This is a genomic window from Mesorhizobium sp. M0040, from assembly GCF_040323505.1.
Lineage (GTDB): Bacteria > Pseudomonadota > Alphaproteobacteria > Rhizobiales > Rhizobiaceae > Mesorhizobium.
This window is the reverse complement of record NZ_JAMYVA010000005.1, coordinates 131,007-146,239: the sequence shown is the minus strand read 5'-3', so window position 1 is coordinate 146,239 and position 15,233 is coordinate 131,007. Positions and strand designations below refer to the sequence as shown.

The window sequence follows — 15,233 nt, the reverse complement described above, 5'->3', positions numbered from 1 at the left end:
ATGGCAAAGAACAAGCTCGTTGAGCCCGAGACGCTGCCCTACCGGCCCTGCGTAGGGGTGATGGTCCTCAATGAGGCCGGCCTGGTCTGGGTCGGCCGTCGCATTGCCGAGCCGGACAGCGAATTCGCTGGAACGACGCAGCTCTGGCAGATGCCGCAGGGCGGCATCGATGATGGCGAGGATCCGCTGCCCGCGGCGGCGCGTGAACTTTACGAAGAGACCGGCATGCGCTCGGTGTCGCTGCTGGCCGAGGCGCCGCACTGGATCAAATACGACCTGCCGGCGCATCTGGTCGGCGTCGCCTTCAAGGGACGATATCGCGGCCAGACGCAGAAATGGTTTGCCTTCCGTTTCCACGGCGACGAAAGCGAGATCGCGATCAATCCGCCGCCAGGTGGCCACAAGGCCGAGTTCGACCGGTGGGCGTGGCGGCCGATGCTGGAATTGCCGGACCTGATCGTGCCGTTCAAGCGCAAGGTCTACGAAGACGTGGTGGCGGCGTTCCGGCACCTGGTGGCGTAGCCGCCGGCCTTCCGTTAAAACAGGTCGGCATGAACGACATCTCAAGCAAATCTCTTCCGCCGACCGTCACCCTGGGCGAACCGATCAGCGAAGCCGCGGCAGGGGCGATCCTGACCATCGATCTCGGCGCCGTCCGTGAGAACTACCGGCGGCTGAAGGCGCGGCTGGGCGGCGTCGGCTGTGCTGGAGTGGTCAAGGCCGACGGCTATGGGATTGGCGCGGCGCCGGTGGCGGCGGCGCTGATGGGTGAGGGCTGTAATACTTTCTTTGTTGCGCATTTGGCCGGCGGCATCTTGCTGCGCAAGGCGCTCGGCTCAGACCCGGCCATTTATGTGCTGAACGGCATTCCGCCGGGTGCGGAAACGGAAGCGGTTGCGGCAGGGCTTTGCCCAGTACTCAACAGCGCCAGCCAACTCGCGGCATGGCGCGAGATGGCCGGGCGGGTGGGCCGTAAGTTGCCGGCCGCCCTCCAGGTCGACAGCGGCATGTCGCGGCTCGGCATGATGCCATCCGAGGTGAAGGCAGTCGCGCAGGATCCGCAGGCTTTCGACGGTGTCGAACTGACGTTCGTGATGAGCCATCTCGCCTGCGCCGATGAACCCGAGCAGCCGGCCAACGAGCGGCAGCGGCTGGAATTCGAACGGCTGCGCCGGATGCTGCCGGAAGCGCCGGTTTCCCTTGCCAATTCATCAGGCATTTTTCTCGGGCAGCGCTATCACTACGACCTCGTTCGTCCGGGTGCCGCTCTCTATGGCGTCAATCCGACGCCGGCGAAGGACAATCCGATGCTGCCGGTGGTGCGATTGCAAGCCAAGGTCATCCAGACGCGGATATTGGAGGCCGGCGCCGGTGTCGGCTACGGTCACACTTTCCACGCCAAGGCTCCGCTTGCCGCGGCGACGATTTCGCTCGGCTATGGCGATGGCTGGCATCGACGCGCCGCTTCCTCCGCCTGGCTCGAAAATGTGCGGCTGCCCTTCGTCGGCCGGGTTTCGATGGATTCGATCATCCTCGACATTTCCGCATTGCCGCCCGGCAGGCTGAAGGCCGGCGACCTCGTCGAACTCATCGGACCGTCGTCGCAGACGGTGGACCAGGTAGCCGGCCAAGCCGGCACCATCGGCTATGAGGTCTTGACCAGTCTCGGCCACCGTTTCCACCGGCGCTATGTGAATGGCTAGGACGCAAGGTTGTTGTCCTCACGCATGTCTTTTCCCTAAGCATCGGCACTTGGCTGACGCCACAGAATCCGGCAGACATGAGGCGGCGATGATCCCGGTCTCGAATCCCGACGAGATGCCGCCGCGGAGAACCAAACGATGAAGATCTTCGTGCTGGGCGGCGGCGTGATCGGGGTCACCACCGCCTATTTTCTTGCCGAGGCCGGTCATCAGGTGACGGTGATCGATCGCCAGAAAGGCCCGGCGCTGGAAACCAGCTTTGCCAATGCCGGCGAGATCTCGCCCGGCTATGCCTCGCCCTGGGCCGGGCCCGGCGTTCCGCTGAAGGCCATCAAATGGCTTTTGATGAAGCACGGTCCACTGGTGGTGCGACCGGCCCTCGATCCGCATATGTGGATGTGGCTGGTCAAGATGCTGCGCAATTGCACGGCTGAACGCTACGCGCTGAACAAGGCGCGCATGGTGCCGCTGGCCGAGTACAGCCGCGACACGCTGAAGGCGCTGCGCGAGGCGACCGGCATCGCCTATGACGAGCGCGCCAAGGGCACGCTGCAGCTCTTCCGAACGCAAAAGCAGCTCGACGGCGTCGGCGGCGATGTCGAGGTGCTGAAGGCCTATGGCGTCCCCTACGAGGTCCTCGACCCCGACGGCTGCATTGCGGCCGAGCCTGGGCTGGCCGGCGTGCGCGAGAAATTCGTCGGTGGCCTGCGGTTGCCCGGCGACGAAACCGGCGACTGCAAGATGTTCACCGACAGGCTTGCCGAGCTTTGCGCGGCACGCGGCGTCACCTTCGAATACGACACGGAGATACGGCGCGTCGTCAAGAAGCGCGATCGCATCACCAACATCAGCACCAGCAAGGGCTGGATGGTCGCCGATGTCTATGTGATGGCGATGGGCAGCTATTCGGCACGGTTCATGCGCATGCTGAAGCGGCCCATCCCGGTCTACCCGGTCAAGGGCTATTCGATCACCCTGCCGATCAAGGACGCCGCCGCCGCGCCGGTCTCGACCGTGATGGACGAGAGCTACAAAGTAGCGATCACCCGGCTCGGCGACCGTATCCGGGTCGGCGGCACGGCGGAGATTTCCGGCTTCGACCTGCGGCTGCACGAATCGCGGCGGCGCACGCTCGAACATTCGGTCGGCGACCTGTTTCCGGGCAGCGGCGACATGCGATCGGCGACCTTCTGGTGCGGGCTGCGGCCGATGACACCGGACGGGCCGCCGCTGATCGGCCGCACCGATTTCTCCAATCTCTATCTCAACACCGGCCATGGTACACTCGGCTGGACCATGGCCTGCGGCTCGGCCAAAGTTCTGGCCGACATCATCTCCAGCCGGGTGCCCGACGTCGACGTCGGCGATCTCGGGCCCGGACGGTACGCCAAGTAAGACGCCCACCAGCTAAGACAGCCAGCGGCCGGCAGGGCTCACGCGAACAAACCCCTGTCCCGTTCGACGGCCTTGGTAATGAAGCTCGCGACGACCTGGACGCGGCGCAGCGGCCTGACCGATTCGTGGTAGACCAGCCAGTAGGCCCGGCGGATGGGCGCAACGATATCGAGAGGCACCAGCTCCGGCATCGAGCGGGCAACGAAGGTGTGCAGGATGCCGATGCCGGCGCCGGAGCGCACCGCTTCGGCTTGGCCGAGCGCCGAGGAAATGGCGAAGCTGGTGCGCCAGTCGGGGCTGAATTCGGCCGCGTAGTCGAGCGAGCGACTGACGATCAGGTCCGGCACGTAGCCGATCAGCGTATGCTGGCCTAGCTCGGCGGCGGTTCCGGGCAGGCCATGGGTGTCGGCGTAGGCCCGCGACGCGAACAGGCCGAGCGTGTAGTCGACCAGCTTTCCCGCCACCAGGCGGCCTTCCGTCGGCCGTTCGACGGTGATGGCAATGTCGGCCTCGCGCCGGGACAAAGAGAAGGAGCGTGGCACCGGCACCAGCTGGATGGTGAGCTCACGGTGCAGAGCGGTCAGCGCGCCGAGGCGCCTGGCCAGGAAGGCGACGCCAAAGCCGTCCGGCGCGCCGATGCGCACGGTGCCCGAGACGTCGTCGCCTTCGCCTGAAACGGTCGAGCGCGCGGCGATCATGTCGCCCTCCATGCGTTCGGCAATCTCGAGGAAACGCTCGCCCGCCGGCGTCAGCTCGCTGCCGGTGGTAAGCCGGCGAAACAGTTTTGTCCTGAGCGCATCCTCGAGGGCGGCAATGCGGCGCGAGACGGTCGCGTGATTAAGCTCCAGCCGCCTGGCGGCGCCGAGGATCTGGCCGGCCCGCGCTACGGCAAGGAAGATACGGGCATCATCCCAGTTCATGAGGGTGGTCCTGGCGATAACGATCAAAACCGCGTTCCTTCGCGCCCCCCTCTGTCCTGCCGGACATCTCCCCCTCAAGGGGGGAGATTGGCAGTTTCGCCGCAGGCGTCTTTCTTGCCGCGGTGAAGATTTCCGAAGGCGGGCGTGACAGCCAATCTCCCCCCTTGAGGGGGAGATGTCCGGCAGGACAGAGGGGGGCGGTGAAGGAACTCAATCTCAATCCTTGCTGCTGGGGACCTGCATTCTTCCTATTTGCGAGAATTGATGCTCTGCCGTCAACCGCTATCTATTCTCCGCACAACGGTTGCGTTTTCACTCGCGTTGCCATCGCTCCCGCAAAGGCGGACAATGCCTCATCACGAACCAGGGAGAGAGACCATGATCGAATACGGTCATTTCATCGGCGGCAAGCGCGTCGCCGGAACCAGCGGCCGCAAGCAGGACGTCATGCAGCCGATGGACGGCACGGTGCGCGGCACGGTGGCGCTGGCTTCGCAGGCGGAATTGCGCGCGGCGGTCGAAAACGCCAAGGCCGCACAGCCCGGCTGGGCGGCGACCAATCCGCAGCGACGCGTACGCGTCCTGATGCGGTTCCTCGAGCTGGTCGCCAAGGAGTATGACGCGCTGGCCGAGATATTGGCGCGCGAACACGGCAAGACCATCGCCGACGCCAAGGGCGACATCCAGCGCGGCCTCGAAGTGGTCGAGGTCTGCATCGGTGCGCCGCATATGATGAAGGGCGAGTTCACCGATGGCGCCGGCCCCGGCATCGACGTCTATTCGATGCGCCAGCCGCTCGGCGTGGTCGCCGGCATCACGCCGTTCAATTTTCCGGCGATGATCCCGTTGTGGAAGATCGCGCCGGCCATCGCCTGCGGCAATGCCTACATCCTCAAGCCGTCGGAGCGCGATCCGGGCGTGCCGATGCGCATTGCCGAACTGTTCATCGAGGCCGGTCTGCCGGCGGGCATCCTTAATGTCGTCAACGGCGACAAGGAAGTGGTCGACGCCATCCTCGACGATCCCGACATCAAGGCTATCGGTTTCGTAGGCTCGACACCGATCGCCCAGTACATCTACTCGCGCGGCTGCGCGGCCGGCAAGCGCGTGCAGTGCTTCGGCGGCGCCAAGAACCACATGATCATCATGCCGGATGCCGACATGGACCAGACCGTCGACGCGCTGATCGGCGCCGGCTACGGCTCGGCCGGCGAGCGCTGCATGGCGATCTCGGTCGCCGTCCCGGTCGGCAACGACACCGCCAACCGGCTGATGGAAAGACTGGTGCCGCGCGTCGAGAGCCTGAAGGTCGGTCCGTCGACGGATTCTTCCGCCGATTTCGGCCCGCTGGTGACGGCGCAGGCGCTGGAACGGGTCAAATCCTATGTCGACACCGGCGTCAAGGAAGGCGCCAAGCTGGTCGTCGACGGCCGCGGCTTTTCCATGCAGGGCTACGAGAACGGCTACTATATGGGCGGCTGCCTGTTCGACAATGTGACCGCCGACATGCGCATCTACAAGGAAGAGATCTTCGGGCCGGTGCTCTCGGTCGTTCGCGCACCGACCTACGAGAACGCCATCAAGCTCGCCAACGAGCACGAGATGGGCAATGGCGTCGCCATCTTCACCCGCGACGGCGATGCGGCGCGCGACTTCGCCTCGCGGGTTCAGGTCGGCATGGTCGGCATCAACGTGCCGATCCCGGTGCCGATCGCCTACTACACCTTTGGCGGCTGGAAGGCGTCCTCCTTCGGCGACCTCAACCAGCACGGGCCGGACGCGTTCCGCTTCTACACCAAGACCAAGACGGTAACGTCGCGCTGGCCGTCCGGCGTGAAGGATGGTGCCGAGTTCGTCATCCCGACGATGAATTAGCCGGACGGTTTTCTGTCTGCGCGTCCTCGCCTTCGGCTTGGTGCGCGCGGGCCGGCGTGAAGGATGGCGCCGAATTCGTCATCCCGACGATGAATTAGCCGGACGTCTGCGCGTCCTCGCCTTCGGCTTCAGGCGCGCGGGCCGGCGTGAAGGAGGGCGCCGAATTCGGCATTCCGACGATGAACTGATCCAAATCGCAGAAAGCAAGAAAAGGCCCGGGCTCCAAGCTCGGGCCTTTTTGTCGCGGTCTTCATCGGCATGAACACTAATGTGATGGAACCAAGAAGGCAGCAATCTTCTTAGGTTGCAGTCCTGCCGCGAAGGAGACGCTGGCAGATCAACCAACGGCGCTGGTGACGGCTCCGGGGGATATCGTCCGGCGCAAAGGAGGTGTCAAATGACACGTCTCATGGCGACTGTCGCTTGCGCTGCGATGGCGCTTTCCGCCATCCCGGCAATGGCTGCCGAGCAATGCGCGGCTCGCGCCGATATGGTCAAGGCGCTCGGCGAGAAGTTTCATGAAAACCCAAGCGCGGTCGGCGTCGTCAATCCGAATGTGGTGCTTGAAGTCTTTGTTTCCGACAAGGGCACCTGGACCATCCTCGCCAGCGACACAAAAGGTCAAAGCTGCGTAATTTCAGTCGGCGAAGGCTGGGAAAGCGCGATGACGACAGCGGCGCTGCCAGGCACCTGAACGATTTATCACGGGTCTGCGCGCCTCGGCATGGCCGCACAGCCTGTAGCCCATTCTTTCGGCGACAACCGTAAAACGGATCTGCAGGCGCCCGCTTGGGCGCCTGCTTGCGCTTTTCCATTGCCGATACCATATATCGAGAACATAATGGGAACATCTGGAATCGTTCCCACCAATGGCAGACCGGAACACAGAAAGGAACGACGCGATGATGATGACGTCGGAACCGGCCTGAATCGCTCCGGCAAAATGAGGCCGTCAAACCCCTCCTTTGCCGGAACGTGATGGCAAAGGAGGTGCCCTATGGCACGCAAATCGCTGTTGAGATGGGTGAAAACCCTAGTTCTTGCTGGCGCATTGGCGGTGGGTACGAACACCGCAGGCGCGCAATATCAATACTGCGTTGAACATGGCGAGATCGTCGCCCATTTGAGCGAGAAGTTCCAGGAAAGGCAGTTTGCTTTGGGGCTGATCGGTCATGAGGCGGTCATGGAAGTCTTTGTCGCCGAGACCGGAACCTGGACCATCGTCGTCACCGATATCGCCGGCAGAAGCTGCATCGTCGCGGCCGGCGACAATTGGGAAAACGTGATGGCCCTGCCCGGCCAGGGCGCATGACGAAATGGCAGGCTCAGCGCGTAGCAGCCGCCTCGGCATGGCCGCGCAAAAGCGCCATCAGCCGCTTGGCGTCCTTGGCCGCGGCCTCTTCGTCGCCGGCGAGGATCGAGCGGATCAGCGCGACATGGTGCTCGGCGGATTCGGCCAATCCGGTATCGGCCTTGTAGCGGAACCAGAAGCGGCGGCTGTGGGTTTGCAAGGGCGCCGCCAGGCGCGCGGCGAACGGGTTGTCGGCAGCCAGCGCCAGCGCCTCATCAAGCGCCTTGTCGGCCTGGATGAAATAAAACACATTTTCCGAAATCACCGCTTTCTGCATGGCCAACGCTGCGTCATGAAACAGGTCGGCGGCCTCGCGGGTGACGAAGCGGGCGGCCGAGCGGGCAAGCACCACCTCGATGCCACGGCGGGCGTCGAGGACACGCAGCCAGTCGCCAGGGTGAAGCGGGGCAATGGCAATGCCGGCACGCGGCCGGACCTCGAGCAGCCCCTCCCAGGCCAGCCGCTGGATCGCTTCGCGCACCGGGGTGCGGCCGAGGCCGAGCCTGTCGATCAGCGCCCCCTCGGTGATGAAGCTCGCGGGCGCCAGTTCGAGAGTTACGATCATGTGCTCGAGCCTGCGGTAGGCCTTCGCGGTCGCCGGCTCGGAGCCCGGTCTGTCATATACCAATGCGACATCTCCTGATATATTGTTGATATATCATATCAGATTCAACGTTGACAGCCGGCTACTTAAGAAATATACGACTGATATATCAGATGGAGCGATCGACATGTGGGCCGGAGTCTTCCCCGCCGTTACGACCAAATTCACCGAGGACGACGGCCTCGACCATGCCGAGATGGAGCGCTGCTTTGCGCTGCAGATGGAGGCCGGCTGTGACGGCATCATCGTCTGCGGGTCGCTCGGCGAAGGCCCGATGCTGTCGCACGACGAGAAGATCGCGGTGCTGAAGAACGCGCAGAAGATCGCCGGCAAGAAACCGGTGCTGTTGACGGTCAACGAGGCCGGTACACGCGAGGCGGCGGCGATCGCGCGCCGCGCCGCCAAGGAAGGCGCCAACGGTTTGATGGTGGTGCCGAGCCCGATCTACCATACCAATGCCGAGGAGACGGTCGCGGCACTCAGCGCCGTCGCCGCGGCCGGCGACCTGCCGGTGATGATCTACTCCAACCGGCTTGCCTACCGCGTCGACGTCACCGTCGACCAGATGGAGGAGTTGGCGAAGGACCAACGCTTCGTCGCCATAAAAGAGTCCTCCGACGACATCCGCCGCTCGACCGAGATCATCAACCGCCTCGGCGACCGCTACGACCTGTTCACCGGCGTCGACAATCTCGCCTTCGAGGCGCTGTCGGTCGGCGCCATCGGCTGGGTGGCGGGCCTGGTCACCGCGTTCCCGCGCGAGACCGTCGCCATCTACCAGCTGATGAGACAGGGCCGCCGCGAGGAGGCGTTGAAGATCTACCGCTGGTTCCGGCCGCTGCTCGACCTCGACGTCTCGACCTATCTGGTGCAGAACATCAAGCTCGCCGAAGTGTTGGCGATCAACACCAACGACCGCGTGCGCATGCCGCGCCAGCCATTGTCGGGCGAGCGGCGCAAGGCAGTCGAAAAGATCGTCAGGGATGCGCTGGCGGTGCGGCCAGAGCTGCCGACATTCTGATCCAGTCGCTTTGAAGGCATTTGCAGATGTGCAGCGCGGCGCATGGCAATGAATGATAATGCTACGCTCGATGTCGCCATCATTGGTGGCGGCATCATCGGCATCTGCGCCGCCGCCTTTCTGGCAGAGGCGGGCCAAAATGTCACGATCTTCGATCGGACGGGGATCTGTGAGGAAACCAGCTCCGGCAATGCCGCTGCCTTTGCCTTCTCCGATGTGCTGCCGCTCGCCCACAAGGGCATGATCAAGCAGTTGCCGAAATGGCTCGCCGACCCGCTCGGCCCGCTCAGCATCCCACCCGCGTATCTGCCGAAGCTGCTGCCCTGGCTGGTCCGCTTCTGGCGCGCCGGCCGAAGCGACCGCTATGAAGCCGGCCTTGCCGCGCAGGCCGGGATGATGAAGCTCGCCGAGGCGGAATGGATGGGCTTGCTCGACCGTTCCGGCACACGGCCGATGCTGCATGAGGACGGCTCGCTCGAACTCTACGACAGCGAGGCCGAGTTCAAGGCTTCACTGCCCGGCTGGGCGGCAAGGCAGCGCTTCGGCATCGGCTTCAGCCATGTCGAGGGGAGCGCTCTCACAGCCCTGCAGCCCGGTCTGTCGCCGCGCTTCGTCAAGGGAACGTTCGTGCCGGGGTGGAAAACCGTTGCCGATCCCAAGCTGCTTGGAAAGGCCTTGTGGGCCTATGCCGAGAGGTTGGGCGCCGGGTTCGAAAGGGCCTGGATCGAGCGTGTCAAGGCGGGACAGGACGGCGCGATCTTGACCACGGCCGACGGCACGCGGCGACGGGCGAAGCACGTCGTCATCGCTGCCGGGGCCTGGTCGCATCTGCTGGCGAGACATCTCGGCGACGGAATCCCGCTGGAGACCGAGCGTGGCTACAACACGACGTTGCCGAAGACTGCCTTCGACGTAAAGCGGCAATTGATCTTCTCCGGGCATGGCTTCGTCATCACGCCGCTCGAGACGGGCCTGCGCGTCGGCGGCGCGGTCGAACTCGGCGGCCTTGAGAGGCCGCCCAATTATGCGCGCTCGAAAGCGCTGCTCGAAAAGGCGCAGAAATTCCTGCCGGGACTGGATCCGGCCAATGGACGCGAATGGATGGGGTTCCGGCCGTCGCTGCCGGATTCGCTGCCGGTGATCGGGCGGTCGCAACAAACGCCGTCGGTGGTGTATGGTTTCGGCCACGGTCACCTCGGCCTGACCCAGGCTGCGGCGACCGGGCGCTTGATCCGCGAGCTCGTTCTCGGGCAGAATCCATCGCTCGATCTCGGCCCGTTCAGCCCGCAACGGTTTTGAGTTCGAAGACATTCAGTTGGGAGCCGGCATGGCCAAGAATTCCTTCTTCTGCATAGACGGCCACACCTGCGGCAATCCGGTGCGGCTGGTCGCCGGCGGTGGGCCTTTGCTCAAGGGCTCAACGATGATGGAGCGGCGAGCGCATTTCCTGGCCGAATATGACTGGATCCGCGCCGGGCTGATGTTCGAGCCGCGCGGCCATGACGTGATGTCCGGCTCGATCCTCTATCCGCCGACGCGTGAAGATTGCGACATCGCCATCCTGTTCATCGAAACCTCGGGCTGCTTGCCGATGTGCGGCCACGGCACCATCGGCACGGTAACTTTTGCCGTCGAGCATGGGCTGATCAAGCCGAAGACACCGGGCGTGCTCAGGCTGGATACGCCGGCGGGCGTGGTCGTGGCGGAGTACAGCCAAGTCGGCGACTATGTCGAGGAGGTACGCATCACCAATGTGCCTTCCTTCCTCTATGCCGAGGCACTGACGGTCGAATGCCCCGGGCTCGGCGAGATCAGCGTCGATGTCGCCTATGGCGGCAATTTCTACGCCATCGTCGAACCGCAAAAGACCTATCGCGACATGGCCGACCATTCGGCCGGCGAACTGATCGCCTGGAGCCCGGTGGTGCGGCAGCGGCTCAACGAAAAATATACCTTCGTGCATCCGGAGAATCCCGGCATCAATACGCTGTCGCACATATTGTGGACCGGCGCGCCGACCAATCCGCAAGCCGATGCCCGCAACGCCGTCTTCTACGGCGACAAGGCAATCGACCGGTCGCCCTGCGGCACCGGCACCTCGGCGCGTATGGCGCAGCTTCACGCCAAGGGCAAGCTTGGGGTTGGCGACGACTTCGTCCACGAATCGATCATTGGTTCGCTGTTCAAGGGCAGGGTCGAGGAAGAGGTCATCGTCGCCGGCAAGCCGGCAATCATTCCGTCGATCGGCGGCTGGGCACGAATGACCGGATTGAACACGATCTTCATCGACGACCGCGACCCGTTCGCGCACGGCTTCGTCGTCAAATAGAAAAAACACTGACGCAAGGGAAAGAGAGAGCGCAAGCGGATTGACGTCAACGGCGCAACGATCCCGCTCATCAACTTATTTTGACGGCGATTTCTTCGAAATGGAGCGCATGCTGCGATTGAATCGTCAAAGACATTGCGTTAGGCCAATGGTAGGGTCCGCGATGGTCCAGGGGGCGGACGGGAACAAAACGGGCAATCGAACGGCGTGCGGCGAAAACACGCATAATGATCGAAAAATCACGTTGCAATCCGGGCTCGAAACTTTACGACTAGGGGAAATACGAAAAGGAATGCGTCTGCATGGGCGACATTCCAGGGGAGCCACGACAGCATGCAGTATTTTGTCCAGCAGCTTATCAATGGGCTGACGCTGGGATCGATCTATGGGCTGATCGCGATCGGCTATACGATGGTCTACGGCATCATCGGCATGATCAATTTCGCCCATGGCGACATTTTCATGATCGGCGCTTTCACGGCGCTCATCGTTTTCCTTATCCTCGGTGCGTTGTTCTATTCGCTGCCGATCGTCGTTGCGCTGCTGATCATGATGATCGTCGCGATGCTGCTGACCAGCCTGTATAATTGGACGATCGAGAAGGTGGCCTACCGGCCTTTGCGCGGTTCATTCCGGCTGGCGCCACTGATCACCGCGATTGGCATGTCGATTGCGCTGTCCAATTTCGTCCAGGTGACCCAAGGGCCGCGCAACAAGCCGGTCCCGCCAATGGTGTCCAAGGTCTACAACATCGAAGGCATCAGCGTCTCGCTGAAGCAGATCATCATCGTCCTGGTCACCATAGTCCTGCTGGCGCTGTTCTGGTACCTGGTCAACAAGACCTCGCTCGGCCGGGCGCAGCGCGCCTGCGAGCAGGATCGCAAGATGGCCGCACTGCTCGGCGTCGACGTCGATCGCACCATCTCGATCACCTTCATCATGGGCGCCGCCCTTGCCGCCGTCGCCGGCACGTTGTTCCTGATGTATTACGGCGTTGTGGTGTTTTCCGACGGCTTTACGCCCGGTGTGAAGGCGTTTACTGCCGCGGTGCTCGGCGGCATCGGCTCACTGCCCGGCGCCGTGCTCGGCGGGCTGATGATTGGCTTCATCGAAAGCATGTGGTCGGCTTATTTCTCGATCGACTACAAGGACGTCGCCGCCTTCTCCATCCTGGCGATCGTGCTGATCTTCCTGCCTTCCGGCATTCTCGGCCGGCCAGAAGTCGAAAAGGTCTGAGATCATGGCGGTTACCGTGTCTCCGGAAAGCACCGTCGTCGCCACCCCGGTCCAGCGCGCTTTTCGCGAAGCGCTCTATGCCGGCGCCATCTCGCTTGGCTTGTTCGTGCTGTTCATCGGCCTGAAGACCGACCAGAACATCTCCAACGAACTGATCCTGGTGCAGCGCTGGGGCTTGCTCGCCGGCGTCGTGATCGCCACCATGGCCGGACGCTTCCTTTACGTCGCCTATGGCCAACCCTTCCTGGCGAACCAGAAGATCGTCGACGTCGCCACCGGCCTGCTGCCGGTCAGCCTGGCTTCGCGATTCTTCCGCTTTCGCGCGTTCATCGTGGCGCTCGCCGTCGCCGTTATTCTGCTCGCGCTCAGCGGCTTTCTGACCGAGGCCTTAGGGCCGGAACTTTCCGATTTCGTGCGGTTCGTGCGGGCGCTTGCAATCATCTATGCGCTGGCCTGGCTGATTTATCATTTCCGGGCCTTCATTCATGCTCATTTCTCGGCATTGGGCATAACCGCACTGGCGCTCTACCCGATCGTGGTGGTGTTGGTGCTAGCGCTATATGCCGGGTCGATGGCCGCCGGTTTCCAGGGCTCGCTGAAATATGTCGACAATTACGGCATCCAGATCCTGATCTACGTGATGCTGGCCTGGGGGCTGAATATCGTTATCGGCTTGGCCGGCCTGCTCGATCTCGGCTATGTCGCCTTCTACGCCGTCGGTGCCTACGCCTATGCGCTGCTCGGCACGCATTTCGGCCTCTCCTTCTGGATCCTGCTGCCCGCCGCCGGCCTGATGGCTGCGTTCTGGGGGGTGATGCTAGGCTTCCCGGTGCTGCGCTTGCGCGGTGACTATCTGGCGATCGTGACGCTCGCCTTCGGCGAAATCATAAGGCTGGTGATCATCAACTGGCGCGAGGTGACCAACGGCTCGGCCGGCATTTCCGGCATCCCGAAGGTGTCTTTCTTCGGCCTGATGTCGTTCAACGTCTCCGACCCGAACTACATCTCGAAGGTGCTCGGCATCGCCCAATCGGGTGCCTACTACAAGATATTCCTCTACTATTTGATCCTCGGGCTCTGCCTGCTGACGGCCTTCGTCACCGTGAGGCTCAGACGGATGCCGGTCGGCCGTGCCTGGGAAGCGCTGCGCGAGGACGAGATCGCCTGCCGTTCGCTCGGCATCAACACCACCACCACCAAGCTCACCGCCTTTGCCACGGGCGCGATGTTCGGCGGCTTCGCCGGCTCGTTCTTTGCCGCGCGGCAAGGCTTCGTCAGCCCGGAATCCTTCGTCTTCCTGGAATCGGCGATCATCCTCGCCATCGTCGTGCTTGGCGGCATGGGCTCGCTGGTCGGCATTGCCGTCGCCGCCATGGTGATGATCGGCGGCACCGAAGTCCTGCGCGAACTGGATTTCCTCAAGACCGGCCTCAGGTGGGGCAACACTACGGTCATACCCGGTTTCGGGTCCGGCTTCACGCCGGAACTGTATCGCATGCTGCTGTTCGGCATGGCGATGGTCATCGTCATGCTGTGGAAGCCGCGCGGCTTCGTCGGCAGCCGCGAGCCGACAGCTTTCCTCAAGGTGCGCAGGGCGGTGTCTGGGTCCTTCACCAAGGAGGGACACGGCTGATGAACGCGAGCCCCTCCGTGAACAATGCCATCCTGCAGGTCGAGCATTTGTCGATGAAGTTCGGCGGTCTCGTCGCCATCGGCGACCTTTCCTTCCAGGCCAAGCGCGGCGAGATCACCGCGTTGATCGGTCCCAACGGCGCCGGCAAGACCACCGTGTTCAATTGCATCACCGGTTTCTACAAGCCGTCGGAAGGCATGATCACGCTCAACCGGCGCGACGGCTCCACGTTCCTGCTCGAACGCTTGCCCAACCATGAGATCCCGGCGCGCGCCAAGGTGGCGCGCACCTTCCAGAACATCCGCCTGTTCTCGGGCATGACGCTGCTGGAGAACCTTCTCGTCGCCCAGCACAACAAGCTGATGAAGGCCTCCGGTTACACCATTCTCGGCCTGTTCGGCTTCAGCGGCTACAGACAGGCCTCGGCGGAATCGGTTGAATTGGCCGAGCACTGGCTGGAGAAGGCCGATCTTGTCGACCGCGCCGACGATCCGGCCGGCGATCTGCCCTATGGCGCGCAGCGGCGGCTCGAAATCGCTCGCGCCATGTGCACCGGGCCTGAGCTTCTGTGCCTCGACGAGCCGGCCGCCGGCCTCAATCCGAAAGAATCGGCGGGGCTCAATGCGCTGCTGATGGACATCAAGGACAACACCGGCACGTCGATCCTTTTGATCGAGCACGACATGGCGGTGGTGATGCAGATTTCAGACCATGTCGTGGTGCTCGAATACGGGCGCAAAATCTCGGACGGCAACCCGCAATCGGTGCGAACCGACCCGCGCGTCATCGCCGCCTATCTTGGCGTCGACGACGAGGAGGTCGAGACGGTGCTCACCGAAGTCGGCGACGAAGATGTCATCGAGCAATTGGATACGGGCCCGGATGCCGCCCACGGCCCAGGCACATCGGCTTCGTATCTCGCCGGACCGGTTGCCGACACGGTCGGCCACAGCGAGGGCGAGCGCGTCACCGTGTCGAAAGGTGCCTCGAAAGCCGGGCAGTTCGATGCGAGGTCGAGTGCCGCAGCAAGCAAGGCGGCAGCGCAGGCCAAAGCCAAACCGACGGCGAAATCTTCTGCCGCGAAATCCTCTGCAGCAAAGCCGGCCACCAAGGCTCCGGTGAAGCCGAAGACGCCGCGCGTCTCCAATCGGCGCGGAGGGCGTAAA

13 protein-coding genes and 1 pseudogene are annotated in these 15,233 nt (G+C 63.3%); 12 read left to right on the top strand and 2 right to left on the bottom strand.

Annotated elements, in window-relative coordinates; all coding sequences use genetic code 11:
- The 3 genes from NKJ91_RS06890 to NKJ91_RS06880 all read left to right on the top strand — a co-directional run bounded on the left by NKJ91_RS06890 (window position 1) and on the right by NKJ91_RS06880 (window position 3,098).
- Window positions 1-522 carry an RNA pyrophosphohydrolase gene (locus NKJ91_RS06890; protein ID WP_352454936.1) on the top strand — a complete coding sequence of 174 codons (522 nt, stop codon included), beginning with the start codon at window positions 1-3 and terminating at the stop codon, window positions 520-522.
- A 29-nt stretch (window positions 523-551) separates the two neighbouring features.
- Window positions 552-1,703 (top strand): alanine racemase, encoded by a 1,152-nt coding sequence (gene alr / locus NKJ91_RS06885; protein WP_352454935.1) that lies wholly within the window; start codon window positions 552-554, stop codon window positions 1,701-1,703.
- Between the two features lie 138 nt (window positions 1,704-1,841).
- Window positions 1,842-3,098, top strand: coding sequence for a D-amino acid dehydrogenase (locus NKJ91_RS06880; protein ID WP_502903560.1), 1,257 nt, complete (start codon window positions 1,842-1,844; stop codon window positions 3,096-3,098).
- Between the two features lie 38 nt (window positions 3,099-3,136).
- Here the strand turns inward: NKJ91_RS06880 and NKJ91_RS06875 are convergent, their stop codons facing one another.
- Window positions 3,137-4,018 carry a LysR family transcriptional regulator gene (locus NKJ91_RS06875; protein WP_023678060.1) on the bottom strand — a complete coding sequence of 294 codons (882 nt, stop codon included), beginning with the start codon at window positions 4,016-4,018 and terminating at the stop codon, window positions 3,137-3,139.
- Between the two features lie 378 nt (window positions 4,019-4,396).
- On the opposite strand from NKJ91_RS06875, the gene NKJ91_RS06870 reads away from it, so the two are divergent.
- The 3 genes from NKJ91_RS06870 to NKJ91_RS06860 all read left to right on the top strand — a co-directional run bounded on the left by NKJ91_RS06870 (window position 4,397) and on the right by NKJ91_RS06860 (window position 7,205).
- A complete protein-coding gene (locus tag NKJ91_RS06870) occupies window positions 4,397-5,893 on the top strand; it encodes a CoA-acylating methylmalonate-semialdehyde dehydrogenase (RefSeq protein ID WP_023678059.1) in 1,497 nt (498 codons plus the stop codon).
- A gap of 397 nt (window positions 5,894-6,290) precedes the next feature.
- Window positions 6,291-6,587, top strand: coding sequence for a hypothetical protein (locus NKJ91_RS06865; RefSeq protein ID WP_352454934.1), 297 nt, complete (start codon window positions 6,291-6,293; stop codon window positions 6,585-6,587).
- A gap of 303 nt (window positions 6,588-6,890) precedes the next feature.
- A complete protein-coding gene (locus tag NKJ91_RS06860) occupies window positions 6,891-7,205 on the top strand; it encodes a hypothetical protein (RefSeq protein ID WP_023678057.1) in 315 nt (104 codons plus the stop codon).
- 13 nt (window positions 7,206-7,218) lie between these two features.
- Here NKJ91_RS06860 and NKJ91_RS06855 read toward each other — a convergent pair whose 3' ends face one another.
- Window positions 7,219-7,809 carry a GntR family transcriptional regulator gene (locus NKJ91_RS06855; RefSeq protein WP_502894516.1) on the bottom strand — a complete coding sequence of 197 codons (591 nt, stop codon included), beginning with the start codon at window positions 7,807-7,809 and terminating at the stop codon, window positions 7,219-7,221.
- Between the two features lie 166 nt (window positions 7,810-7,975).
- On the opposite strand from NKJ91_RS06855, the gene NKJ91_RS06850 reads away from it, so the two are divergent.
- From NKJ91_RS06850 to NKJ91_RS06825, 6 genes and pseudogenes are all read left to right on the top strand, one after another.
- A complete protein-coding gene (locus NKJ91_RS06850) occupies window positions 7,976-8,869 on the top strand; it encodes a dihydrodipicolinate synthase family protein (protein WP_352454932.1) in 894 nt (297 codons plus the stop codon).
- 48 nt (window positions 8,870-8,917) lie between these two features.
- Window positions 8,918-10,168: an NAD(P)/FAD-dependent oxidoreductase gene (locus NKJ91_RS06845; RefSeq protein ID WP_352454931.1), complete on the top strand. Its 1,251-nt coding sequence runs from the start codon at window positions 8,918-8,920 to the stop codon at window positions 10,166-10,168.
- A 28-nt stretch (window positions 10,169-10,196) separates the two neighbouring features.
- Window positions 10,197-11,198 (top strand): 4-hydroxyproline epimerase, encoded by a 1,002-nt coding sequence (locus NKJ91_RS06840; protein WP_352454930.1) that lies wholly within the window; start codon window positions 10,197-10,199, stop codon window positions 11,196-11,198.
- A 333-nt stretch (window positions 11,199-11,531) separates the two neighbouring features.
- Window positions 11,532-12,434, top strand: coding sequence for a branched-chain amino acid ABC transporter permease (locus tag NKJ91_RS06835; protein WP_352454929.1), 903 nt, complete (start codon window positions 11,532-11,534; stop codon window positions 12,432-12,434).
- Between the two features lie 4 nt (window positions 12,435-12,438).
- Window positions 12,439-14,067, top strand: a complete 1,629-nt coding sequence (gene livM / locus NKJ91_RS06830; protein ID WP_352454928.1) for a high-affinity branched-chain amino acid ABC transporter permease LivM — start codon at window positions 12,439-12,441, stop codon at window positions 14,065-14,067.
- Window positions 14,067-15,227 (top strand): annotated as a pseudogene (locus tag NKJ91_RS06825) (ABC transporter ATP-binding protein); the annotation flags it as partial. The gene livM and the pseudogene NKJ91_RS06825, both read left to right, overlap by 1 nt.
- Window positions 15,228-15,233 lie beyond the last annotated feature (6 nt).